Source organism: Bacillus sp. V2I10, assembly GCF_030817055.1.
Lineage (GTDB): Bacteria > Bacillota > Bacilli > Bacillales > Bacillaceae > Bacillus_P.
This window is the reverse complement of sequence record NZ_JAUSYV010000001.1, coordinates 1201059-1226509: the sequence shown is the minus strand read 5'-3', so window position 1 is coordinate 1226509 and position 25451 is coordinate 1201059. Positions and strand designations below refer to the sequence as shown.

At 41.3% G+C, this 25451-nt stretch carries 24 protein-coding genes; 7 read left to right on the top strand and 17 right to left on the bottom strand.

Annotated elements, in window-relative coordinates; all coding sequences use genetic code 11:
- Nucleotides 1-25 precede the first annotated feature (25 nt).
- Nucleotides 26-3226 (bottom strand): efflux RND transporter permease subunit, encoded by a 3201-nt coding sequence (locus QFZ72_RS06245; RefSeq protein ID WP_307430843.1) that lies wholly within the window; start codon nt 3224-3226, stop codon nt 26-28.
- Nucleotides 3227-3593: 367 nt separating this feature from the next.
- Here QFZ72_RS06245 and QFZ72_RS06240 point away from each other — a divergent pair, with 367 nt between their 5' ends.
- A complete protein-coding gene (locus tag QFZ72_RS06240) occupies nt 3594-4445 on the top strand; it encodes a TetR/AcrR family transcriptional regulator (protein WP_307430840.1) in 852 nt (283 codons plus the stop codon).
- 57 nt (nt 4446-4502) lie between these two features.
- Here QFZ72_RS06240 and QFZ72_RS06235 read toward each other — a convergent pair whose 3' ends face one another.
- From QFZ72_RS06235 to QFZ72_RS06205, 7 genes are all read right to left on the bottom strand, one after another.
- Nucleotides 4503-5117, bottom strand: a complete 615-nt coding sequence (locus QFZ72_RS06235; protein WP_307430837.1) for a protein kinase family protein — start codon at nt 5115-5117, stop codon at nt 4503-4505.
- Nucleotides 5118-5150: 33 nt separating this feature from the next.
- Nucleotides 5151-5597, bottom strand: a complete 447-nt coding sequence (locus tag QFZ72_RS06230) for a DUF6376 family protein (RefSeq protein ID WP_307430834.1) — start codon at nt 5595-5597, stop codon at nt 5151-5153.
- A 256-nt stretch (nt 5598-5853) separates the two neighbouring features.
- A complete protein-coding gene (locus tag QFZ72_RS06225) occupies nt 5854-6168 on the bottom strand; it encodes a hypothetical protein (RefSeq protein WP_307430831.1) in 315 nt (104 codons plus the stop codon).
- A gap of 99 nt (nt 6169-6267) precedes the next feature.
- A complete protein-coding gene (locus QFZ72_RS06220; RefSeq protein WP_307430829.1) occupies nt 6268-8136 on the bottom strand; it encodes a PTS fructose transporter subunit IIABC in 1869 nt (622 codons plus the stop codon).
- A gap of 24 nt (nt 8137-8160) precedes the next feature.
- Nucleotides 8161-9072 (bottom strand): 1-phosphofructokinase, encoded by a 912-nt coding sequence (pfkB, locus tag QFZ72_RS06215; protein ID WP_307430826.1) that lies wholly within the window; start codon nt 9070-9072, stop codon nt 8161-8163.
- Nucleotides 9069-9821, bottom strand: coding sequence for a DeoR/GlpR family DNA-binding transcription regulator (locus tag QFZ72_RS06210; RefSeq protein WP_307430824.1), 753 nt, complete (start codon nt 9819-9821; stop codon nt 9069-9071). Before QFZ72_RS06210 ends, pfkB begins: the two co-directional genes overlap by 4 nt.
- A gap of 715 nt (nt 9822-10536) precedes the next feature.
- On the bottom strand, nt 10537-12306 hold the full coding sequence (locus QFZ72_RS06205; RefSeq protein ID WP_307430821.1) for an ABC transporter ATP-binding protein: 1770 nt from the start codon (nt 12304-12306) through the stop codon (nt 10537-10539).
- A gap of 162 nt (nt 12307-12468) precedes the next feature.
- Here QFZ72_RS06205 and QFZ72_RS06200 point away from each other — a divergent pair, with 162 nt between their 5' ends.
- The 3 genes from QFZ72_RS06200 (at nt 12469) to QFZ72_RS06190 (ending at nt 13726) form a co-directional block, all read left to right on the top strand.
- Nucleotides 12469-12747 (top strand): hypothetical protein, encoded by a 279-nt coding sequence (locus tag QFZ72_RS06200; RefSeq protein ID WP_307430818.1) that lies wholly within the window; start codon nt 12469-12471, stop codon nt 12745-12747.
- Nucleotides 12748-12912: 165 nt separating this feature from the next.
- A complete protein-coding gene (locus QFZ72_RS06195) occupies nt 12913-13248 on the top strand; it encodes a hypothetical protein (protein WP_307430816.1) in 336 nt (111 codons plus the stop codon).
- A 13-nt stretch (nt 13249-13261) separates the two neighbouring features.
- Entirely contained in the window at nt 13262-13726 is a 465-nt protein-coding gene (locus QFZ72_RS06190) for a hypothetical protein (RefSeq protein WP_307430813.1), read from the top strand.
- A 46-nt stretch (nt 13727-13772) separates the two neighbouring features.
- On the opposite strand, the gene QFZ72_RS06185 is transcribed toward QFZ72_RS06190, so the two are convergent.
- Entirely contained in the window at nt 13773-15185 is a 1413-nt protein-coding gene (locus QFZ72_RS06185) for an L-cystine transporter (RefSeq protein ID WP_307430808.1), read from the bottom strand.
- A 182-nt stretch (nt 15186-15367) separates the two neighbouring features.
- On the opposite strand from QFZ72_RS06185, the gene QFZ72_RS06180 reads away from it, so the two are divergent.
- Nucleotides 15368-16192, top strand: coding sequence for a protein-glutamine gamma-glutamyltransferase (locus QFZ72_RS06180; RefSeq protein ID WP_307430806.1), 825 nt, complete (start codon nt 15368-15370; stop codon nt 16190-16192).
- 17 nt (nt 16193-16209) lie between these two features.
- Here QFZ72_RS06180 and QFZ72_RS06175 read toward each other — a convergent pair whose 3' ends face one another.
- Genes QFZ72_RS06175 through QFZ72_RS06160 form a run of 4 tightly spaced genes read right to left on the bottom strand, consistent with a single transcriptional unit; the run spans nt 16210 to nt 19497 of the window.
- Entirely contained in the window at nt 16210-16470 is a 261-nt protein-coding gene (locus tag QFZ72_RS06175; protein WP_307430803.1) for a hypothetical protein, read from the bottom strand.
- Nucleotides 16471-16524: 54 nt separating this feature from the next.
- The gene (gene kynB, locus QFZ72_RS06170) at nt 16525-17145 is read right to left on the bottom strand and encodes an arylformamidase (RefSeq protein ID WP_307430800.1); all 621 of its coding nucleotides are present in this window, start codon (nt 17143-17145) and stop codon (nt 16525-16527) included.
- The gene (gene kynU / locus QFZ72_RS06165; protein WP_307430797.1) at nt 17145-18416 is read right to left on the bottom strand and encodes a kynureninase; all 1272 of its coding nucleotides are present in this window, start codon (nt 18414-18416) and stop codon (nt 17145-17147) included. The genes kynB and kynU overlap by 1 nt, the downstream gene beginning before the upstream one ends.
- Nucleotides 18400-19497, bottom strand: coding sequence for an NAD(P)H-dependent flavin oxidoreductase (locus QFZ72_RS06160; protein WP_307430795.1), 1098 nt, complete (start codon nt 19495-19497; stop codon nt 18400-18402). The genes kynU and QFZ72_RS06160 overlap by 17 nt, the downstream gene beginning before the upstream one ends.
- Nucleotides 19498-19667: 170 nt before the next feature.
- Between QFZ72_RS06160 and QFZ72_RS06155 the strand changes: the two genes are divergently transcribed.
- A complete protein-coding gene (locus QFZ72_RS06155) occupies nt 19668-20066 on the top strand; it encodes an HIT family protein (protein ID WP_373464434.1) in 399 nt (132 codons plus the stop codon).
- A gap of 59 nt (nt 20067-20125) precedes the next feature.
- On the top strand, nt 20126-20458 hold the full coding sequence (locus tag QFZ72_RS06150; RefSeq protein WP_307430793.1) for a DUF948 domain-containing protein: 333 nt from the start codon (nt 20126-20128) through the stop codon (nt 20456-20458).
- A 58-nt stretch (nt 20459-20516) separates the two neighbouring features.
- Here QFZ72_RS06150 and QFZ72_RS06145 read toward each other — a convergent pair whose 3' ends face one another.
- The 4 genes from QFZ72_RS06145 to QFZ72_RS06130 form a co-directional block, all read right to left on the bottom strand.
- A complete protein-coding gene (locus QFZ72_RS06145; RefSeq protein WP_373464665.1) occupies nt 20517-21446 on the bottom strand; it encodes an MBL fold metallo-hydrolase in 930 nt (309 codons plus the stop codon).
- On the bottom strand, nt 21440-21844 hold the full coding sequence (locus QFZ72_RS06140) for a secondary thiamine-phosphate synthase enzyme YjbQ (protein WP_307430789.1): 405 nt from the start codon (nt 21842-21844) through the stop codon (nt 21440-21442). The genes QFZ72_RS06145 and QFZ72_RS06140 overlap by 7 nt, the downstream gene beginning before the upstream one ends.
- 163 nt (nt 21845-22007) lie before the next feature.
- Nucleotides 22008-23669 carry an alpha-amylase family glycosyl hydrolase gene (locus tag QFZ72_RS06135; protein WP_307430786.1) on the bottom strand — a complete coding sequence of 554 codons (1662 nt, stop codon included), beginning with the start codon at nt 23667-23669 and terminating at the stop codon, nt 22008-22010.
- 374 nt (nt 23670-24043) lie between these two features.
- Nucleotides 24044-25357, bottom strand: coding sequence for a hemolysin family protein (locus QFZ72_RS06130; RefSeq protein ID WP_307430783.1), 1314 nt, complete (start codon nt 25355-25357; stop codon nt 24044-24046).
- Between the last annotated feature and the right edge of the window lie 94 nt (nt 25358-25451).

Genomic DNA, 25451 nt, shown 5'->3' with positions numbered 1-25451 from the left:
GGCCGGGTGCTTTTTTAATCATGTATTATTCTTCCTCAACTGTTCTCGTTTTTTTTCGGCTGAATTTACTCATCATCTCATAAACAATTGGCACAATCAGAAGTGTCAACAGCGTTGAGCTTGTTAAACCGCCGATTACTGTTACTCCGAGACCTTTTGAAATGATGCCGCTGCCGCCTTCGATACCAATTGCAAGCGGAATGAGCGCTCCAATTGTGGCGATCGCTGTCATCAGAATTGGACGCAGACGTGTTGTTCCTGCTTCAAGCAATGCTTCTCTTGTAGACAGACCTTCACGTTCTTTGTGAATAACGCGGTCAATCAGGACAATTGCGTTTGTGACAACGATACCGATCAGCATCAATGCCCCAATCATTGCGTTAATACTGATGGTTTCTCCTGCAATCAATAATCCAACCAATGCACCGATCACGGTAAATGGAAGAGAGAACAGAATCGCAAAAGGCGCAAGTCCTCCGCCAAATGTAATTACAAGGACCAGGTACACAATGGCTATCGCAACGAGCATGGCAAGGCCAAGCTGTGTAAAGGATTCCTGAATATCTTCTGTTACTCCGCCTGTGTCTATGTCAACACCCGTCGGCAAGTCAAGATCATCCACTTTCTTTTGTACTTCCGAAGATGCTTTTGCCACATCATCCGTTGTCAGTTCTCCGGAAACTTGTACGTAAATGCGGCCATCACGCCGTGTTACAGTATCTGATGTTTTTCCTTCTTCAACTGTTACGACATCGCCGATTTTCACTTCTTTGCCAAGCGGCGAAATGATCGTTTTTCCGGTTAAATCATCTACATTTTCAAACGTTTCTTTCTCTGTTTGAAGATAAACGTTTAGTTCTTCTCCGTCTTTTTCAACTTGAGTCAGAACTGGACGCTCTCTTAGCGGGCTAAGCTCCATGCCGATTTGACCGGCTGTCAGGCCAAGCTTGCTGAGTTCTTCCTGATTGGCAATAAGGGTATATTCATCGTATGACTCGGCAAGGCTTGAACTTACATTTTTAAAGCTCCCATTGTCGATTAGAATTTTTTCAATTTCCCCGACAGACGGCTCAATGTCTTCTAATTCATTTCCATATACAAAGAATTGAACTTGGTTGCTGCCGGCGCTCTGAGTGAAGTCCTGTGAAGCCCATTCGCCCTCTGCAGTCTCAGCTTGAAGATCTTCAATTACTTTCTCTTTTTCCTTATCAAAATTCTCTGTATCATCTTCATATTCAATAAAGAATACGGCACTGTTTGAATCTCCAGGGCTCATTGGGTTTTCGCTTCCTAATGAGAACTGAACTAAAGAAACATCTTTGCGGTCCATTAACAGGTTTTCTGCTTTTGTTACGACTTCTTCTACTTGTTCTTTTGTTTCACCAGGTGCAGGCTTATATGTTGCATAGACAAGCTTTTGTTCTTCTGACGGCAAGAAGCTGACGCCGATAGCCGGAACTAGGAATAAGCTGCCGACAAGCATTAAGACGGCAAGGCCTGATGTTATCCATTTATGATTTAAAGACCAGTTCAAAATGCTTCTGTAAACACCAGTCATTTTTCCTGGCTTGTGTTCCTCATGCTTTTTAGCCGTTTCGCCGTATAGTCCTTTTTTGAAGAGGCTGTGTGCAAGCATCGGCACAATCGTAACGGCAACGACCAATGAAGCAAGCAATGCAAAAACGATGGTTAATGCAAATGGAAGGAATAATTCTCCTATCACTCCATTTACAAGTGCCAGCGGCAGGAATACGGCGATTGTTACAATTGTTGAAGACATAATTGGAATAAACATTTCCTTTGTAGCTTCTCGTACTAAGCTCATTCCTTTTAATTTCTCGCCCTGCAGTGACATTCTGCGGTAGATATTTTCTATGACAACGATTGAATCATCAACTACACGTCCGATTGCAACCGTCATGGCTCCAAGTGTCATAATATTAAGGGTAATATCCATTTGCTTTAATAAAAGAACAGCAATTAATAAAGATAACGGAATGGAAACAACTGAAATCAAGGTTGATTTGATATCTCTTAAGAATAAGAGAATAATGATAATTGCGAAAACAGCTCCAAATAATGCTTTGCTCAGCATCGTGCTGACGGATTCTTCAATAGGTTCAGCCTGATCGAGCGTGGACTGGATCTCAAGGTTATCATACTTTTTTTCAAAACCGTCAAGCTCATCTTTTACAGCATTTGCTACATCAACGGTATTTGCATCTGCGGATTTCACGATTTGAAGACCGATTGCTTCTTCTCCGTTTGTTCTGGAAATGGATTCTGCTTCACCGACAGTTTTAATATCTGCAAGCTCTGACAGCTTTACCGTCGGGAGTTCTATATTCTGTGCTGCAGGAGGTATCTGGCCAGCTGCTGGTGCTTGAGCTGTGCCTTGCGCCTGCCCTGGATTCTGCTCTGATCCTGAAGCAGTCTGTCCCGGTATGCTGCTTTGACCTTGTCCAGAAGTATCTCCTCCACCCGGAGTAATCGGGATCTCCATATTCTTTAAATCTTCCATTGTCAGGATGTTTCCATCTACAATGACAGATTGTTCTTTATCCCCGAAAGTATACAATCCAAGCGGAAAATTAACATCGGATCCTTTAATGATATTTTGAACGGTTTCTTCATCTAAACCGTATTCTTTAAGCTTCTCTTCTTTAAATGAAAACTGGACTTCTTCTACTTGCTGACCTGACACCTGAACAGAAGAAACACCTTCAAGTCCTTTTATTGCCGGAACCATTTCATCCTCGGCAAGCGCAGTCAGATCTCTCAAAGATTCTTCATCATCTGATATACTTAAAGCTAGAATCGGAAAGGCATTGATGCTGAGCCTTGAAACATCTGATTCATTCACTCCATCTGGAAAAGAGAGATCTGATACAGTGCTTTTCACTTCTTCTTCTGCTTTGTCCATATCTTTTTCAAATTCATATTCAATCTGAATGGATGAGGCATTTTGGAATGATGTAGAGCTGACAACGTTCACTCCATTTAAATTTTGAACTGCCTGTTCTATAGGCTCTGTTACTTTTTCTGCTACTTCTTCCGGTGTAGCGCCAGGATAAACAGTTGTGACTGTTACGATTGGTGTTGTGATGTTCGGAATTGTCTCAAGCTTCATATTCAAACCTGAGTAAAGACCTGCAACTGTCACAATAATAGTAAGAAGCCACACTGCAAATTTGTTCTTCAAAACAAAATTAATGATTTGATTCATGTTGTCCTCCGGCAATTTATTTTTAAAGTTTTATGAAAGTATAAAGTGTGGAGCTTCGATGCCTAGCTTCAGCGCCCAACTCCTCGGCCAGAACAAATCCGTCAAAAAAGTCAAACCCGTACTTTTCGCCGGATTCTTATCTGTCATGCCTGAGCTAAACGGGCGTTACGCTTTTCTTATTGACTGACTGGTCATAATAATTAATAATATAAATGACCAGTCGGTTACAGTCAATCATATTTAACCATTTTAAAATGAATCTTTTTTAAATGTGAACATTCAGTTAGAAAATTTTGCTTGACTTATTTAGTGGCAGAAGCCATTCTGTTCTAAAACTCATTCTTTACTGTTATAAGGAGAATACACGATGAAGGAAAAAGAAAAGCGGATCATTGAAGCGGCTATGAGCCTTTTCGCTAAAAAAGGGGTTACCTCAACGTCCATACAGGATATTGCAAACGAATGCGGAATTTCAAAAGGGTCTTTTTACCTTTATTTTAAATCGAAGGAAGCTCTCCTGCTTGAAACATTCAAATATCATTTTGAGCTGATTCATTCAAAAATGGAGGCTGTCAGACAGCTGGATCTCGAACCCCGCGCACTTTTAATCGCCCAGCTATCCTGCCAGCTGAGTGAGATTAATAAACATAAAGATTTCATTATTATGCAAATGAGGGAGAACGCCATACCAAATAACCCTTCAATGGCCGCTTTCATTCAAAAAATGAATGCAGATTCCAATCTTTTTGTTAAAAATGCGCTTCTGGCCATTTACGGCGAGTCCATTGAAGAATATATCTGGGATATAAGCACAATCCTTCAAGGAATGATTCATTCTTATTTGAAATTCATTATCTTTGAAAAAGCAGAATTGGATTTCGATGAACTCGCAGCTTTTCTTTTAAACCGGGTGGATGATGTTGCATCAGGATTGATGGTTTCAAAAGAGAAACCCATTCTTTCAAGTGAAAGAGAAAAAAATCTTTTCTCTTTGTGTACAGCCATCAACCGGGATGAACTATTAGCCAAAATCGAGCGAAGCAAGCAGCAGCTCTCAGGTGATCTTCTTGTCACGCTTGAGGTGCTGGAGGCAGAAATTAAAGAGGAGTCACCTCGCACTGCTGTAATACAGGGGATGCTTGCGAACTTGAATCAAGATCCGGCTTTAGCGGAGCTTCAGAAGAGCATTGCTGCTTATTATCAAATTAAACTTTTATAGATCATTCTATTTCCATGCAAAAAACGAGAGATCTCTTTTATAGAAATCTCTCGTTTTTTATGATGCTAATGAAATCAGCTTTTTCTTATACAAGGCTGCAATAAAATTCATCATGGCAGCTGGTATTCTTTTAGGAAAATAAGTCTTGCGGTAGTATTTATTAAAAGCTGTCTTTAAATCGTCCCATTGTGTGCAATTTTTTGTTTGACGGAACCTTGCGACATCAATCATTTTGATCTCGCCCCCATCGGTAATGAATATATTGCGAAGGTGAATATCAGACGGGTTCAGCCCTCTTTCTTTAGCATGCATAAGAGCTTTATCTATCTCTGCTATATGCTTATCAGTTATGGATATTCCCGTGCTGACACAATCAAAGAGAGTGCTTCCTTCTATATAATCAATGACTAAATAGTTTTCTCCCGCTTCATATAGATTGGGGTAATACTCAATCCCCTGAAGGGTTCTGTAAATTTCAGCTTCTTCCTTTGCAATATGAGTAAATGAAGGAAAGAACACCTTTAAAGCTTTATTCTCATTCGCAAGTTTAAAAACAAATGCGCTTCTGCCAGCTCCGATGAAGGTTAAGGAAGAATCATGGCCATATAGCTTGGCACGTGTCCCTTTTCCTCCTATTTTGACGCTATCTGCAAATTGCTTATATCCTTTCATCCTGAGAACCTCCTTTCCTCTTTACCTTGTATCTCAAGATCCAAGCTGTTCAATTTGATCTAAGATGCTTTTCATTTCAGACACGGTTTTCACAATTTCTGTGTCTTCAAGCAGCTGAAGATTCCACTCTCCGTTTTCAATTTGCTTCAGAGCAGAATCAATTCCGCTTTCAAGTGATTCACTGTAGATGATAAGCTGATTATGTGCATCCAGAGCAATCTCCGGCGCATCCGATTCTTTAAATGTATTTATTTCTTCCTTCATATTGTTTAAACTCTGCTCAAGCTCTGCTCTTGCTTCTTTGTTATTTACAGCCTCTTCAGCAAGGGCAGGAATCTCCTCTGCAAATATGCTTGCCTCATTAATATAATCCTTTGCATCATTTGCGTACTGCAAAGAAGAATTAACGCCTTCAAGCAAAGAACACCCACTTAGGAAAACTATGGATAAAACAGCCAATACTTTAAACATTTTCATCATCGTACAGCTCCTTTAATTTTATTTTCGGAAAAAATAAAAGACGTCAGATCCAATTACTTGGTCATAACGTCTTTTTCGAAAGAGACTTCACCAAATAATCGGCAAAGGTCTCGCTAACAGCATCGCTGCCAGCAAAGCCGGGGAACATTCCCGTATTGACGACTTTGCTGTAAAAGCTACTCCCCTTTAAGGAAGAGATATTTAAGTTAATCTTATTATACAATTAATCAAGCAGCGCGGTCAATTTTAGAGCTTCTTAACTATCCTGGATGACAGAAACTTTTTCTCCCATCACAAAATAAAAGCCGGCTGTTTTTATATCACGGACGACACTGTGAAGACCTTCTTCTTCAAGCTTTGAAAATAAGCGATCAGCGTTTAGCACATCAAAACTCAGCATCTCTTCTTTATTCAATCCTGAGATCCGGACATCATCCAAAAGGTGATCAAATTCTTCATCAGCAAACACATTGATGCCGATTTCATAAGCTACAGCTCCTGTATCAGAACCGTCTAGCTTGATTTCTTCCGATTTCAAATACCAAAAATCGTAATAGATGTGATCTGTCATAGTCGTTCCTCCCAGCAATTAAGCAGATAATCCTTATTGTAACAAAAATAGAGGCTCCATGTAAGAATGGCCTATTCATCAAGTGAATAGGCCATTCATTTATTCTTTAACTTCTTTTTTCGTAAATCCTACCATGACAGCTGTGATCAATGATCCGATCAAGATTGCTGCAATGTATAACAATGGATTTCCATCAACAATCGGGATAACAAATGCCCCGCCATGAGGTGCGCGAAGTCCAATGCCAAAAATCATCGTAAGCGCTCCAGCTGCTGCAGATCCGATAACCGCAGCCGGGATAACACGCGCGGGGTCAGCTGCTGCAAATGGAATGGCTCCTTCAGTAATAAAAGATGCTCCCATGACGTAATTTGTTTTCCCTGCTTCCCGCTCTGCTTTTGTAAATTTCTTTTTAAAGAAAGTTGTTGAGAGAGCAAGACCAAGCGGAGGCACCATTCCGCCAGCCATAATGGCTGCATGCGGTGCAAAGTTGCCTGCGTCGATCATCGCAATTCCGAATGTAAAGGCCGCTTTGTTGATTGGACCTCCCATATCAACCGCCATCATTCCGCCTAAAATCAATCCAAGCAGCACAAGGTTTCCAGTTCCCATTCCTTTAAGCCAAACCGTTAATCCATCATTTAATGCTTTAACTGGCTCGATGACAATAAACATCATGATCAGACCTGTCAGTAAAATACCGAACAATGGATAAAGCAGTACAGGCTTTATGCCTTCAAGAGAATTCGGCAGCCCGCTGAATACTTTCTTAAGTCCGACAACTAAGTAACCCGCAAGGAAACCGGCGATTAATCCGCCCAAGAATCCTGCTCCTCCTGTAGCTGCCATAAGACCCCCGACCATACCTGGTGCAAATCCCGGACGGTCCGCAATACTCATCGCAATAAACCCGGCTAAAACCGGAATCATGAGATAAAAGGCATTGCCTCCGCCAATTGTGCTTAATGCTTCTGCGATTGGGTGGTAGGATGGATCATCTGGATTTGCGGCATTAATTCCAAAGATAAAGGAAATCGCAATCAAAATTCCTCCGCCCACGACAAACGGGAGCATGTTCGAAACACCATTCATTAGATGCTTATAAAAACCGTTTCTTCCTGATTTAGGTGAGTCAGCCGTTTTCTTCTCACCGCTGCTTTTATAAACAGGCGCATCCTGATCCAGCGCTTTTTGAATTAATTCCTGAGGCTTTCGGATTCCTTGGGCAACAGGCACCTGAATGACATGCTTGCCTGCGAAACGATCCATTTCCACCTGTTTGTCAGCAGCTACGATAATTGCTTCGGCTTCTGCAATGTCTTCAGCTGTCAAACCATTTTTAATTCCGCCGGATCCATTTGTTTCAACCTTGATGCTTACGCCCATCTCTTTCGCTTTTGCCTTTAGGGCATCTGCAGCCATATATGTGTGCGCGATTCCAGTGGGACATGCTGTGACAGCAAGAATTTTCTTGCCTGAAGAGGATGATGCAGGTTCTTCTTCTGCTTCCATCTCTTTTTCTTTTTGATCAACAGCAGCAAGAACTTCTGCTTTTGAAGCGGCCTCTTCAAGCTTCTTTTTAAAAGCCGGATCCATTAAAAAACTTGAAAGTCTGGAAAGCGTTTGCAAATGTTCATTGTTTGCTCCTTCAGAAGCCGCAATCATGAAAAACAGATGAGCAGGCTGGCCATCGAGTGATTCATAGTCTATTCCTTCTGCAGAGCGGCCAAACGCTATTGCAGGTACTGACACTGCACTTGTTTTTGCATGAGGAATGGCAATCCCTTCTCCGATTCCTGTAGTGCTCTGCTCTTCCCTGGCCAAAATCGCTTTTTTATACTCTTCTTTATTTTTTAGCTTGCCTGCCCGATCAAGTGACTCAATGATTTCGTCGATAACATTCGCTTTTGATTCTGCATGCAGGTTTAGGATAATCGTATCGTTTGTTAATAAATCTGTAATCTTCATTTTTCTTCCCCCTTCAATGAATATCTAAATCTCATTGACATTTACTTCATTAATGAGCTCAGCTGCAAACTCTTTTGTAGTAAGATCTTCTGAAAAAGCAGTTGCGCTTCCGGTTGCAACGCCCTGCTTAAAGGCTTTTTTAAAATCTCCATGCTGTTTGAATCCTGCAATAAAGCCGGCAACAACTGAATCTCCTGCACCAACTGAATTCTTTACTTCTCCAGATGGTACATTGGCAAAATAAGCTCCGTGCTGATTGATGAAAATGGCCCCTTTTTCAGCCATTGAAACAATGACATTCTGCACGCCCTCTTCAAGCAGCTTCTTCCCATAATAAACAGCTTCTTGGGCGCTGCTGACCTTTGTATCGAATAGCTCCCCTAATTCATGATGATTCGGCTTGATCAGGAAGGGCTTGCTTGGGAATGTGCTTCTTAGTGCATTACCTGATGCATCAATGACAACTTTCACACTATTTTTTAAGCATTTATCTGCTATTTTTTTATAATAGCTTTCGTCAAGAGCGGATGGAATACTCCCTGCTAAAACGAGTACATCCTCAGCCTGCAATTCATCGATTTTCCCGAGCAGCTCAAGCTTCTGCTCAGTTGTAATCTCTGGACCACGGCCATTGATTTCTGTTTCTTTAACTGATTTAAGCTTGACGTTAATTCTCGTTTGATCTGAAACACTGATAAAATCATGTGTAATCCCCTCTGATGAGAGAAACTCTTTGATGAATTGGCCTGTAAATCCGCCTGCAAAGCCAAGTGCTGTACTTTCTGTTCCCAGCCGTTTCAGAACTCTTGAAACATTGATTCCTTTCCCGCCTGGAAAAATGCTCGCGCTATCCGTGCGATTGAGGTGCCCTTCTTTAAAATCGTTTACCTTCACGACATAATCGATGGAAGGGTTCAGCGTACATGTATAAATCATGCTGTCACAACCTTTATCTCTGTCTTTTCTTTAAAATCATAAACTGTGTCTTCATCCAGTTCGTTCGTAATTACCGCTGCTTCGTGCAGGCCGGCAATTTTAGAGAACGAAATTTCATTGAATTTCGTATCATCTGCAAGAATAAATGCTTCTTGAGACAGGGTGATGGCAAGCCTCTTGATTGCGGCTTCCTCCGGGTCCGGTGTTGTATAGCCTGCTTCCGGATGAATGCCGTTCACACCCATAAAACATTTATCAAATCTGTATGCGTTGATTCCTGACTGTGCTCCACTGCCTACAAGCGCTCTTGTTTTCGGCTTTACAATGCCTCCAATCAGGTAGGTTGAGATCTGATTTTCAAGCAGCAATTCGAGATGTGAAACGCCATTTGTGACGACCGTTATTTCTTTGTCTTTTAAATATGGAATCATCTGCATAGTTGTCGTACCTGCGTCAATGTATATGCTGTCTCCGTTTTTCACAAGGTCTGCTGCAAATTTGGCAATCCGTTCTTTTTCAGCAGCATTTTGTAAGGACTTTTCAATGACACTGAGCTCTTCTCCCTTTTGATGAAAAAGAGAAGCACCTCCGTGAACACGTTTTAATTTTTTCTCTTTTTGGAGCTGGCTTAAATCTCTTCGGATGGTTGATTCTGAAGAAGAAGTAGCATCAACTAATTCCTGTATCGTTGCGACCTGTTTTTCACCCAGTACCTTAATAATGATCCGGTGCCGTTCTGGTGTAATCATTCAGTCACCTCCAGCTAATCGTTCTAATTGCCTAAAATCTTTACCTTGAATTCATTCTAACGTAAGCCCTTTCATAAATCAACCAAAAACTTTCAAAAACAATCATTATTAATCATTAATACTATTATTCAACCAAAAACAGTCAAGCACTCTCTGATTTGCTCGTTTTATTCCGGATACTTCCTAAATGAAATGTCATACTCTCTCTATGATTACCCAATTCACGGATTTTTCTCATCTCAGGGTGTCATACGGTCTCTATGAGTACCCGAACCACGGGTTTTTCTCATTTCAGGGTGTCATACGGCCTCTTTGAGTACCCAATTCACGGATTTTTCTCATTTCAGGGTGTCATACAGCCTCTTTGAGTACCCAATTCACGGGTTTTTCTCATTTCAGGGTGTCATACGGCCTCTTTGAGTACCCAATTCACGGATTTTTCTCATTTCAGGGTGTCATACGGTCTCTATGAGTACCCGAACCACGGATTTTTCACATTTCAGGGTGTCATACGGCCTCTTTGAGTACCCAATTCACGGATTTTTCTCATTTCAGGGTGTCATTCGGTCTCTTTGAGTACCCAATTCACGGATTTTTCTCATCTCAGGGTGTCATACGGCCTCTTTGAGTACCCTAAACTCGGATTTTTCTCATTTTAGGGTGTCATACACGCATATCAGTAAATACCTATTAACAGCAAAAAAAGACCATCTGATCAAAACCACACAGTCCCATTTAACCTTATATCATTCAGCTTTAATTGCTGAACCGCGAATTCCCTGTACATCGGATGAGATTCGAGCAGTTCCGAATGTGTGCCTGTTCCGGTGACTCTTCCTTTATCCAAAAAGATAATCTGATCAGCATCAATAACCGTGGACAGCCTGTGGGCAATGACGATCGTTGTTCGTCCGGCCATTAAGTTGCCCAGTGCTTTTTGAACAACAATTTCAGAATGGCTGTCAAGGCTTGAGGTTGCTTCATCGAGAAGGAGAATTTTAGGATCCCTTATCAGCGCTCTGGCAATACCGATACGCTGACGCTGTCCGCCTGAGAGTTTAACACCACGTTCTCCTACTTGAGTATTATAGCCGTCAGGATATTCTTCAATGAACTGATCCGCATAGGCCATCTTCGCTGCTTTGGCTATTTCTGCATCCGTCACTTCTCTCGTTAATCCATAACAGATATTTTCTTTAATTGTGCCTGATATAATGGGACTTTCCTGAGAAACGTAGCCAATTTGCTCTCTCCACGAAGCAAGGGTAAAGCTGTCTATTTGTTCATCCCCAAGAAATATACCTCCCCCTGTAGGCAAGTAGTAACGTTCAACTAATGAGAACAGCGTTGTTTTTCCGCTTCCGCTCGGTCCGACAATAGCCGTGGTCTGCCCCCGCTTAATCTCAAGAGTAACCTTGTTTAAAATTTGCTCTTCTTTTTTGTAGGCAAAATCAATCTCTTTAAAGCGGATCGATTGGTGAATGTTCTCTACTTCCTTGCCTGAGTGAAGGTTTTCCTCATCTTCTTCAAGAATTTCAATAATTCGCTCCGAAGCACCCATTGCTTTTTGCAGCTGTGTGAAAAAAGCCGTAAATTGAGTCATTGGAATGACAATCTGAAAGAGATAAAGAATAAAAGCAACCAAATCTCCTGAGGACAGAACTCCGGCTTGAACTCTTAAGCCTCCGTAGCCAAGGATCACTACGAGCAGCGACATAATCACAAGTGAGATTAACGGGCCAATCCATGCATGAATTTTTGCTTCAGCCAGACCAAATTGAAAAAGGCGGCCAACTCCGCTTTTCCCTGAGCTGTACTCTCTATGTTCCGCATTGGAGGATTTCACCAATCGGACATGAGATAATACTTCACTTAATAACGCTGTAAAGCCCGCTGTTTCATCCTGAAGACCTTTAGAGACTTTGTACATTTTTCTTCCCAGCGGAAGCAGTATCAAAATGGAGAGAGGAATTAAGGCAAGCATGATTAACGTCATTTGCCAGTCCAGATAAAGAAGAATGCCGAAGGACCCTATTATGGCAATGATTCCTGTAAAGAAGTTTGTTATATGATCTGTAATTAACCCTTTTAAGATGGCCGTATCATTTGTCATCCGGCTGATCATTTCACCGGTTTTATGGTCGTCGTAAAATCGAACGGGAAGGTGGATATGCTTCTTCCAAAGTCTTTCCCTTAACCTTGCAACGACATGCTGTCCGACATGATTGAGCAGGTAAATCGAAACCCCGCTTGTAATGGCCTGTGCTATGAATGCTGATATCAGCAGAAAAATATGTACACTTCCAAAATTATCAAAGCTGAAATCATCAATTAAATTCTTCGTGAACAATGGGATGACCAGACCGACAACTGTGGATAAAACGCTGAGCGTACCTGCAATTGCCATTCTTGTCTTTGAAGGCTTTGTATTTCGTATCAGCTGAAAGAATACCCGCCAGCTGCTACCTGTCTTTTGTAAACTCATCTCATTCTGTCTCCTATCCAGCATGCTTGCGTGCTATCCTTTATTATACATTTTCCCTCATAAAAGTTTAAATTTGAAACTTCGTGTACTCTTCGCATGTATTTCCATAAAAAAGGAAATGATAAGGTGCATATCACTATATAGAAAGCAGCAGGAAAAAAGATGGATAATTATTCAGGCGCCAATCAGTATAGACGGTATAAAGCTCATTTAAGCATGCTTGGAACGACACAATTTCATTTGAGAAACCCGTATATTATTGCATGGTGGTCTGCAGCCTTTCCGGGATTTGGACATTTGCTCTTATCAAAATATCTTAGAGGGCTGCTCTTATTTGTCTGGGAAGTATTTATTAATATGCAATCACATTTAAACATCGCCATGGTTTACTCTTTTTGCGGTGAAATTGACAAGGCACGGGATGCACTTGATTACCGCTGAACTCTTCTTTATATTCCTGTTTACATCTTTGCAATCTGGGACAGTTACCAGACTACGATTGATTCTAATCGTGTTTTTCTGCTTGCTGAACGGGAAAATGCCCCCTTCAATACGTTCTCAATAGGGGCTGTTGAAATCAATTATTTAGATAAAAGGAACCCCAGAATGGCCGTCATTTGGTCTTTTCTGATGCCGGGAACAGGGCAGCTTTATATTCATCGCCTCATTACTGGTTTCTTCGCTTTGATATGGACGGTTGTTTTTGTTTATTATTCTAAGTGCCTGCTTGCCGTTCATTTTTTATTTTTGGGGCAAGTACAGCATGCTACAGATATTCTGAATCCTTCATGGCTGATGTTTGTGCCTTCTGTGTACGGTTTTGCAGTCTATGACGCTTATATTAATACGGTTGAGAACAATAAACTTTTTATTGATGAGCAGAGAAATTTCCTTGTGAAAAATTATCAGCATTACCGAGTTAAATTTCCTGAAAGAGTTTGAGAGGCGATATCCATTGCAAGTTTTTGCTACGTTTGATCACTGCACTTATCTAGAACTGGCCATTTCTCAGATGGAACTAGAAGGAATTCCCAAAGAGAAGATACTGGCCGTCTCATTAAATACTACAGATGATTCAATGAAACTGATGGATTCGATTCATCACTCTGATGGAGTCAGTCTGTTTGATACTGGCGCAGCACTCGCCACTGCTTTTGCTGTAATAGGCGTAAGCATTGGGTTCCGTTTAGCGTGGGGGCCGGTTTATTGGGGCTTGATCGGAGCTTGCAGCGGACTCTTACTTGGATTTCTTCTCAATTTTTTCTACTATCGTGTGATTAAAAAGAAAAAATTAAAGCCTTTTTCTAAAAAGAAAGAAACAGAAGTTGTTATAGTGATTGAATGTCATGAGGATTTTTATAGAAGAATTCAGCAAGTTCTTTTGGATAACTATGCCATCGCAATCGGCTCTGTAAAATAAAAAGCAGTTAGACTGAATTTTTTCAGTTGCTAACTGCTTTTTTTTATTAAGCTTCCAGCTCCAATTGTGATGAGCCGCTATTATTATACGTATCTGTATCTAATTCTTTTGTCACTTTTCCAGTTAAAACTCCAGCTGTCATGCTGCCGCTGACATTCAATGCCGTACGGCCCATATCAATAAGAGGTTCAACTGATATAAGCAGACCTGCCAATGCAATTGGCATATTCATGGTTGAGAGGACAAGGATTGCGGCAAATGTAGCCCCTCCGCCGACACCGGCAACTCCAAATGAACTGATGGCAACCACCGCAATTAATGTAAAGATGAAAGAAGGACTTAATGGATCGATGCCGACAGTCGGTGCAATCATAACTGCAAGCATTGCGGGATAGATGCCTGCGCAGCCATTTTGTCCGATGCTAAGACCGAAAGATCCTGCAAAGTTTGCGATTCCCTCTGGTACACCGAGTTTTTTAGTTTGTGTGCTGATATTCAAAGGAAGCGTTCCTGCGCTCGTACGTGAAGTAAAAGCAAACGTCAATACAGGAAGTACTTTTCTTACATATGTGATTGGGTTAAGCCCAGCAAGTGTTAACAGCAGCAAGTGAATGATAAACATAACAAGCAGCGCAACGTAAGAAGCGAGGACAAATTTCCCAAGTTTTAAGATGGAATCAAGATCACTTGAAGCCACAGTTTTTGTCATGATGGCAAGCACGCCGTATGGAGTAAGTCGAAGAATGAGCGTGACGACCCTCATGATGATTGCATAAAATGCATCAACTATGTTTGCAAATAACTCTGCATGCTGCGGTTCTTTCCGTTTAACACCCAAGAATGCCAGACCTAAAATTGCAGCAAAAATGACAACCGCTATCGTTGATGTCGGACGTGCTCCAGTAAAATCAAGAAATGGATTTCCAGGCAGCAATTCAAGGATTTTTTGAGGGAATGTCTGATCCTGGATCTCAGTGTAAGTTGCATCAAGAGCTTCCCCTCTTGCTGTTTCTGCCTCACCCTGCTCAATTTGGACAGCTTCTAAATTAAAGCCAAGAGAAGTGCCAATGCCAATTGCAGCAGAAATGGCAGTCGTCCCAACAAGAATTCCTAAAATAAGAACACTGATTTTACCGATGTTATTTGACAATTTCATCTTCGTAAATGCTGCCAGAATCGAAATGAAAACTAGCGGCATTACGATCATTTGAAGAAGCTTTACATAGCCGCTTCCAACGATATTAAACCAGCCAATCGATTCAAGCAGTACCTCATTTTCCGGTCCATAGATAAATTGAAAAGCAAACCCGAGAATAATTCCCAAACCGAGTGCAGAAAATACACGTTTTGAAAACGATACATGTTTTTTCTGCATAAAAAATAATAAAAAGATAAGGCCAAGCAGCACGGCTATATTAATAATAACTAAAATAGATGACACTTTTTCTCCCCCTAACATTTTCCTTTATTATTTAAAAAATATAATTCAATTATTCCAATCAGTCAAGTAGGAATTACTGACGCAGATGACTTAATTCATCATACGTTGATCCTTCAGGAAATATTCATCAGGAGTTCCAACTCGCAGGGTGCCCTCATAAAATATTAAATCAGCTTCATATTGGGAGGCGAATGATTGCTGTGATTAAAATACAGAATGCTTATCAAAGCAATAATATATTAAATACATCCATATTAACCGGCGAGCAAAAAGAGATCCTGGATTTAATGGTAAAGTATGAAGAAGTTTATTCCTATGAACATTTTAATCAGCTAAAATTTGAATTGGACCTAAGAATTGAAATTGTAAAAGCGGCAACAGCTTTGTATCAAAGCGGCGTAAAGTTCACCACCTTTGAATATTCCCGCTGCAACCCGGCACTGTGGAATCTGACAAGTCAAGGGGCGATTGTCATAAAGCCGGGAGTTCCGCCGTCAGAAGGGATCAGGGATCTTTATGCAAACGGGAAGCTTTATGCCTTTGAATGCGCGACCGCCATTGTGGCCGTATTTTACAGAGCTGTGCTTGAGATCATTGAAGAGCGTCATTTCAATCAGCTATTTGCCGGAATGATTCTCTATGACTGGCATTACGATGATAATCTTGGCGTTTTTACAAGAAGAGGAAACGATTTTTTGCCGGGTGACTGTGTATATTTTAAAAACCCGGATTTCGATCCTGAAAAGCCTCAGTGGCGCGGAGAAAATACAATCGATATGGGATATGATCTCTATTACGGCCATGGAATTGGAATTAAAGATGCAGAAGGAATTATCGCTTCATTGAATAAATACCGGAAAGAGGGAGCCGTTCAGACTGCATATATGCTTTCACAGGTTACAAGACTGGATTACAGATATTTGTATGTTTACAGAAAGGCAGGCAGAGAAATCCAGGGAACTTTCTCGCTCGCTGATGATCAGAAAATCATTTCTAAGATCGGCTCGGCTGTTTATCTAAAATAACAGACAAAAGCTGCCTATTATTTAGGCAGCCTCAGCCGGTTTTTATCAAAATATTTGCGCTGCATGTAGTATTGTTCACGTCCAAGGTACTGATTGACAATCAGCTCCATCTTGCCAAGGTCATCTCTCGTAACGAGCGGATCGAGCTCACTCCACTTTACAACTCTAATAAAATAGTATTCTTTAATGGGAGTGAAAACAACGGGTGAATTCGGCCACTTATCAAACCAAAATTCAATTCTGCCGTGTTTTCTATAAGAATAATGAATGATTTTCATTTTCCATCACCTACAAACAGAATACACGTTCCGGTCCAATTACTCTGACAAGCCTTATTCAAACGTTCTTAAAATTGCTCTCACAGGACTTCCATCTCCATCTACAATCAGAAGCGGCAAAGCAATTAACTCATAATCTCCCTGTTCTACTGCGCTTAAATCAAGCCCCTCTAAAATGAAAATAGAATGCTCTAAAAATGAATGATGGGCAGGAAGCTCTTTGCTTTTCATAAAATCAACAGAAGGAACATCCACACCTATCAGCTTGACTCCGATTTCTTTCAAGTAAGCAGCTGCATCAGGGTGAAAATATGAGAACTCTTCCGGAAACCTTAACGGGTCATCCCACGAATCTGTTCGGATCAACAGCCTTTCTGTTTCAGAAAGACCTGCTTTTTTCAGCTCGTGCGCTGTTATCACTTCAACATCCTGAAGGTGTATCACTTTTGCTTTTCCGCAGTAGATTGATAGATCGAGCTCATGCACTTTTTTCCCCTCTGAATCAACATGAAAAGGTGCATCTATATGCGTACCGGTATGGGTGCTCATTTCAAGCTTGCCTACATTAACGGATCCGCTTGCTTCTTTTGTCCACATTAATTCAAAGTCAAATGGTGTATCGCCGGGCCACGTTGGCGTGCTATTTTGAATAGGTCTTGAAATATCAATAATCATTATGCGATCACCTCACGCTTATTTTCATATTGTTCATATCTTTTTTCCCTCATAATGTCCTTTAGAAACTGTATTGTTTTCCAAATTTCTTCGTATGATGTATACAATGCAACTGGTGCCAGTCTGATAATGTTTGGTGATCGGTAATCCGGGATGACGCCAGCCTGCTTTAATGCTTTGCAAATCCTTGCTGCTTCAGGGTGCAGGAGAGCTACGTGGCCCCCGCGTCTGTTATCTTCAGCAGGGTTGATAATGCGAAAAGCAAACCCTGAAAGCTCAGAATCAATTAAATCCATCATAATTCTTGTCATATTCAGCGACTTTTTGCGGATGGCTGAAAGAGTAGCCTCTTTAAAAAGCTGAAGAGACGCAGACAGAGGCGCAGTACTGAAAATATGGGGCGTTCCAATTTGATAGGCTCCGGCAGAGGCCGCAGGAGTAAAGGTGTGCTCCATATCAAATTGAGACTCTTTATTCGATCCAAACCATCCGCTTAAGCCCGGCATTTTCCCCAAGTGCTTTTCATGAACAAACAGTCCTGCAGATGCCCCGGGTCCTCCGTTTAAATACTTGTAATTGCACCAGTAGGCAAAATCAACTCCCCATTTGTGAAACTCATGCGGCACTGCTCCCACTGAATGGCACCCGTCAAACCCAATCAAAATCCCGCGTTCGCTTGCGGCTTTCGTCAGCTTTTCTATATTCAACAGCTGTCCGCTCCGGTAAAGAACGGTAGGCAAAACGACTAATGCAATTTCATTTGTCATACAAGCTATGATATCGTCCTCTTCAAGGGTATGGCCATTCCTGCTTTTCGCCTTAACTAAATGGACATTCGGATCGAGTCCTCTTAATGACAGCTGACTCTGCAGCGCATATATGTCAGATGGAAAGTTCAGGTCATCTGCAAGAATCTTCGTCCGCTTCTTCTCTGGATGAAAAAAGCTAGCAGCGAGCTGATGCAGATTGACTGTTGTTGATCCGGTCACAACCACCTCATCAGGCTTCGCCCCTATTAAAAATGCAGATTGTTCGCCAAGCGTTTCTGATAAGTAGTACCAAGGCTTTTCTCCTTGAGTCCAGCCGTCAATCCCAAACTCCTTCCAGGCATCAAGCATGGAAATCAGTGCTGCCTCTGCCCTTTTTGAAGGCAATCCAAGGGAATTTCCATCTAAATAAATCACATCTTTTTTCAGATAAAACTCATTTCGAAAATGGGCAAGCTCATCATTCTCATCAAGGGCTGCCGCCTTTTTAAGATCCATTTGCATCCACTCCCTTCCAGCTGGATTCTGTTACAGCGTTCACTTGTCCAATTAATCTGTCTAAAACCTCTTTCGCAGACATAGATTCAGTAATCATTCTTAAACCCTGTCCTGCCCATAATGACATGTTTTCCGCATTGAGCTCTTGTGCAGCATGTCTGCGCAAACTTTTTGTCATTTCATTTTGTACAGGATAAGGTAAAATGCTGTTTTCAAATGGTTTCATCTTTTGAATAAAGTCATTTTCAATTCCGCGGGCGTATTTGCCGGAAAAGGCTCTTGTCAAAACGGTCTCATCTTCATTGCTGCTTAGTACCTTTGCTTTGTAAGCAGAAGGGGCCCCGCTTTCTGTACATGGAATAAATACACTTCCCAGCTGGACTGCATCTGCACCAAGGATCAGCGCTGCTGCTATTCCTCTTGCATCTGCAATCCCCCCAGCTGCAATAATTGGAAGGCTTAGAGCGTCTGCTGCTTGAGGTACAAGAGCCATTGTGCCAATACAAGAATCAGCGGAGCGTTTAAATGTACCTCGGTGTCCTCCTGCTTCGCTTCCCTGCATGACGATAACGTCTGCACCCCGCTCTTCGAACAAAATAGCCTCCTCCACTGTTGTTGCTGTGCCCATCACAATCCGGCCTGCCCGTTTAAGCTCCCTGACTGCTTCTATGGAAGGAAGGCCAAAAGTAAAAGAACAGATCGGCACATCATTATGAAGAACAGCCTCAAGCTGCTTCTCATAATTTGATTGACTCTTTTTATTTGTGAATGAAATATCCTCCGTCAGCATGTTTAATTTTTCAAGGACACCCTTCATCATCTGAATATCTTCTTTGCTGATCCCTACTTCTTTTTCAGGGACGAAAAGATTCACATTAAAAGGTTTGTCTGTTAAACCTTTTATTTCTTTTATTTGTTGATCAAGCTGAACGGACTTTAAATACCCTGCACCGACTGATCCCAATGCTCCGGCCTCACTGACCGCGCTGACAAGCTTCGGGACAGTAATTCCTCCTGCCATCGGTGCTTGAACAATTGGGTATTCAATCTTAAGCAGCCTGCTTATAGAGGTATAATTCCATGTCATACAGTTTCCCACCCATCTCAGAAGAATGCTGTATATCTTCTTCTACATGGCGGCCGCTGTTCCCTGCCATACTAAAAGGAATACCCGCCTAGAAGCAAATATCGCGTTCATTTTGGCTGATTATGCTAAAATGGTAAAAAATAGATTCAGATAGATAGGAGTTGTCTTAGTTGGAAGAGTTATGCCCGCTTTGCAATCCCGAAATGATAGAAGATCAAAAAGCCGTTCTGTCCAATGAACATTGCGTCTTTTTGCAAATGCCGCAAAAAGTGCTGAAAGGCTCGGGCTTAATCGTTCCAAGAGAGCACAGGCCAACCGTTTTCGATTTAACAGAAGAAGAGTGGCACGCAACTTTCAGCCTGCTGAAGGAAGTGAAGAAATGGCTCGATGATGAGGATCAGCCTGATGGCTATACGATTGGATGGAATTCAGGAGAAACAGGCGGACAGCATATTTTTCACGCCCACCTGCATGTTATTCCCCGTTTCAAAGACGAGCCTTATGCAGGACGCGGCATTCGCTCATGGCTGAAGGATATAGACAATATGAGGCCCTCTATCCTAGATTAAGAAATGGCCTTTTAGGGTAAAAAATAAAAAAGAGAAGAAATAGAAAGGAGTTTTTATCGATGGCTATTGTTTATATAAGCATCGCGCTTGTAGTTTGTGCACTCATTTATTTAGGAACCTCTGCTTTTAGAACGTTTAAAAAAGCACAGCCTGCATTGCAGGATCTTCAGGAAACGGCTAACCGCATTCAAAAGCAAACAGAGGGCATACAAACTGAAACAACCAAGCTGACTGCCACACAGCAGAAAATCATGTCAGATGTTGAATACAAAAAACAGACAGTCCAGACAACAATTGAGATCGCCAAAGAAACTCCGGAAACAATTAAAGGCTTTAAAGAGTTTTTGCCGGCTAAAAAAAATGAACGGTTTACTTATAAGGTACGGGGATAAAAAGAAGGCGGCTCGTTTAAATGAGCCGCCTTCTTTTTCTGATTTCGGGGAGCAGCTCTCACTGCTTCCTCCACCATGTTTCTCCGATTTTCATGACCATAAGCAGCTCTTTATCAAGCGAAAGTCTTTCCCATTCTGAATACAGGCGCCCGAGGGCTTCGGGCCCTGTATCATCTGCCAGCCTGTATGCACCATAATGCATGGGGATAAATGGTCCTTTTGAATTTATATCAAGAAACGCCTGAATCGCGTCTTCCGGATTTATGTGGGAAACCTTCATAAACCACTCCGGCTCATACGCTCCAATCGGCATTAGGACTGCATCGATATCGTATCTGCTCCCAACCTCTTTAAATCCTCTGAAATAACCTGTATCACCAACGAAATAAACAGTGTATGGCGTGACAGTATCCTCTATCACCCAGCCGCCCCAATGAGAAGAGTTGGTATCCCACAGCGTTCTCCTTGTCCAATGCTGAGCAGGAACGAAGGATAGCTTTCCGCCATTTACTCCAAATGAATCCCACCAATTTGCTTCTATTACCTGCTTATACCCTCTTCTTTTGAAAGCAGGTTTCAGGCCTTCCGGCACATAATACACCGGATTTCCTTTTAATTGTTTAATACTCGAAAAATCAAGGTGGTCATAATGTCCATGCGAGATTAGAACAAAATCGATCTCAGGAAGATCCTGTATTTGAAGTCCGGGCTTAGTAAGCCGTTTTTGAACGCCCATTCTTTCTGCCCATACCGGATCAGTCAGAATATTCATTCCATTTAGCTGTATCAGAAAAGTAGAATGGCCGATCCAGGTGATGCTTATGTCTGATCGATTGCTTTTTAATTCAGCTTCAACTGTTTTGTCTGTTCGTTCAATCGATAGAGAAAGATCCTTTTGCTTGCTCCTTCTTTCTTTCATCCACTTTCTCAAATCGGAAAAGTTCTTCGTATTTTGAACATCGTCAAGATTTTGATACTTTTTCACAATGAAGACTGCAGCTTTACATAAAAAGTACGTTCTCTCGGGCCGTCAAACTCACAGAAGTAAATTCCCTGCCATGTGCCGAGAACCAGCTGTCCGTCTGATACGATAACATGCTGCGTGGCGCCCACTGTGCTCGCTTTCATGTGAGCAGCAGTATTTCCTTCTGCATGCCGGTCTTTCTCATGGTGCCATGGATAGATTTCATCAAAACGTCTGATCATGTCTCTTTTTACGTCTGGATCAGCATTTTCATTAATTGTAATGCCTGCTGTAGTATGCGGGCAGTAAATAAGGACAGTTCCTTCTTTTATAGAAGCTTCTCTCACTAGTTTTTCAACACTTGAAGTCACATCTGCCATCTCGTCGCGAGAGTTTGTTTTTATAGTAAACCTTTTCAGCATTATGCGAGTCCTCCTTATTTCCTTTGGTTGCATTGTATCATTAAGCATCCTAATCCGGCACGTTGGAGCTACTCGCAAGCTTTGATCTGCTCACTTTTAAGGAAATTATCTACTTCATAACAAAACCCCCAAAAGGCATTCATCCTTCTTGAGGGTATGTGGTTTAAAGAACGTAAACTCTTGTTTCAAATGGTTTCATTGTAAATGATGTTGTGTGCTTATGTTCAGCAACATCGTAGTTTTGAAGGATCAGCTGTTCTTTAGATAACGGCAGCTTGCTGTACTGGTAAAAAGCCGTTTTGTTGCTGATGTTTGAGATAACCAGTGCTTTTTTGCCTTCAAAAGTTCTTGTGTAAGCATAGATTTGCTTATCCTCTGGAAGAATCAAATCATAAGATCCATAAACGAAAACCAGATGCTCTTTACGCAGGTCAATCATCTTTTTATAGAAATGATAAACCGAGTTCTCATCTTTTACCTGCTTTTCAACGTTAATTTTTTTATAGTTTTCATTCGCTCCAAACCACGGTGTGCCAGTAGAGAAGCCACCATTTTTCTCTTCATTCCATTGCATAGGTGTACGGGAATTATCACGGCCCTTATGCCAGATAATTTCCATGATTTCTTCATGTGAACGTCCTTTTGCCGTTTCAATACGGTAAAGGTTTTTCATCGCTATATCATCATAATCATCAATTGACGGGAAATGAACATTTGTCATACCAAGCTCCTGTCCCTGATAAATAAATGGTGTACCCTGCATTAAGAAGTACATGGCTGCCAATGCTTTTGCACTTTCTGTCAAAAATTCCTTATCGTTGCCCCAGGTTGATACAGAGCGGGCCTGGTCGTGATTTTCAAGAAATAATGCATTCCAGCCGGATCCGTCCAGCCCTTTTTGCCATTTTGTTAATGTTTCTTTTAACTTAATGAGGTCGACTGTTCCTTCTTTGCCATTATCCCATAATCCGAGGTGCTCAAATTGGAAGATCATGTTGAAGATTCCATTTGTATCGCCAACCCAGTCTTCTGCCTGCTCAAGCTTAACGCCATTCGCTTCGCCGACTGTCATGATATCATAACGCGCAAACGTTTGCGCTTTCAGCTCGCTGAGGTGCTCCATAATGCCTTCTACATTCATGTGGTAATCAAAAGAGGAAACAAAATCAAGTCCGTTCGGATTAGGAAGATCAGGGAAGCCGTCTTTTTTGTTAATATGAGAAATTGCATCTACACGGAAGCCGTCGATGCCTTTATCCAGCCACCAGTTAATCATATCGTAAACTGCTTGCCTCATTTCTTGGTTTTTCCAGTTTAAATCAGGCTGCTTTGTTGCGAATACGTGCATGTAATATTGGTTTGTCGCTTCATCATGCTCCCAGGCAGAACCGCTGAAAATACTTTCCCAGTTGTTTGGCTCTTTTCCTTTTTTGCCGTCGCGCCAGATGTACCAGTCTCGTTTGTCGTTCTCTTTTGAAGATCGTGATTCAATAAACCAAGGATGCTCATCACTAGTATGATTCACTACCAGATCAAGAATCAGCTTCATGTCTCTCTTGTGCACTTCAGCCAGAAGATCATCAAAGTCATCCATTGTACCAAAGTCTGCCATAATGTCTTGATAATCACTGATGTCGTAGCCGTTATCAGCATTAGGTGATGTAAAAATCGGGCAAATCCAGATCACATCAATGCCGAATTCTTTTAAGTAATCTAATTTAGAAATAATCCCGCGGATATCGCCTATTCCGTCACCGTTGGAATCCATAAAGCTTCTAGGATATATTTGGTATGCAACCGCTTCTTTCCACCAAATCTTTTTCAACTTAAACACTCCTTTATATCAACCTTAACGTCAAGTAAGACGAATGAAAAATAGGAATAAAATGTTAAAAAGCAAAGTATTCGCTTACATTTATTAAAAGTTGTCATTACTAAAAAATATTATACTCTAATTATGTTAAAGATTGAACAATTTCCTTCGAATTCCCTCTAATTGTATTTATAAAAAAAAGAAGCAGATACCTGCGGGTAGATACCGTTCTTCTTAAACAATTATGAAAAGTTGGAACTACGTTTTGAAATCATCATTCTGCGACATTATCACCGGCTGCATTGAGCATTAATTGTGCGTTTTTTTAAAATCAGACATGTTTTGTCAGTCATCTGCCATCTTTTTATTCCGAAAAAAACAGGCAATCATTCACGATTACCTGCTGCAGTTTCCACCTTCTTTTTAGCTTCAAGCGTTCTAATATGATGCCCTTCCATATCGGTTACGGTAAACTCGTAGCCGTCAGACATGATTTTGTCTCCTTTTTTCACATCGATTTTCTCTGTGAGCACCCAGCCCCCGATTGTGTCGACATCTTCTGAATCAATCTCGAGCTGAAGGAGATCATTTACTTCTTCAATAAGTGCTTTGCCGTCAAAAATGTAGTGATGCTCGCTTTTCTTTTGAACATTAGGCAGTTCGTCCACATCAAACTCATCCAAGATTTCTCCGACAATTTCTTCAAGAATGTCCTCTACTGTTACAAGCCCTGCTGTACCGCCATATTCATCTACCAGGATTGCCATGTGGATTCGGTCTTTCTGCATTCTCAGCAATAAATCTTGAATGGGAATCGTTTCGATCACCTTGATCACGGGACGTATATAATTTTTAATCAGCACGCCTTCTTTTGACATGTAAAGGGCATTTAATATTTCTTTAATATTGATTAGACCAACAATGTTATCTTTATCTTCATGTTCGAGCGGATATCTTGTATATCTTTCGCTTCTCATGATCTCTAGATTCTCCTCGAGAGAATCTTCAAGGGATACCGTAATCATTTCTGTTCTTGGAACCATAATTTCTTTGGCAATTCTGTTGTCAAACTCAAAAATCTTATTGACGTATTTATATTCTGACTGATTGATTTCCCCGCTTTTTAAGCTTTCAGACAGAATAATCCGCAGCTCTTCTTCTGTATGAGCCACTTCATGCTCGGATGCTGCATGCAGACCGAAGAGCCTGATAATAAATAACGCAGAACCATTCAGCGTTTTTATAAAAGGATACATGATCTTGTAGAAGAAAATGAGCGGACGGGACAGCGTCATTGTCACCCACTCGGCTTTTTGAATGGCAAGCGTTTTTGGGGCAAGCTCTCCAATAACTACATGCAAGTAAGTAATGGCAATAAAAGCTAGCACAAATGATAAAATGCCGGAAAGAGACGGGTTTAATCCCCATGAATCAAATAGCGGATGTAGCAAATATTCAATTGTCGGCTCTCCAAGCCAGCCCAGTCCAAGAGCTGTGATCGTAATTCCCAGCTGGCAGGCAGATAAATATTCATCAAGGGCTCCAGTCACTTTTTTTGCAGCAATGGCATTCTTATTTCCTTCTCCGACAAGCTGATCAATTCTGGAACTTCTCACCTTTACTATGGCAAATTCTGCAGCGACAAAAAAACCGGTTGCAGCAATTAACAGGGCTACCAATATCAAATTTGTGGCAATCAAAAGTTCCCTTACCCGTTAGCGGATAAGGTCACCTCCCTTCTATGGTGAAATCCATCTCGCTGAATTCTTTATATATAGTTTTTATTCTTTACTA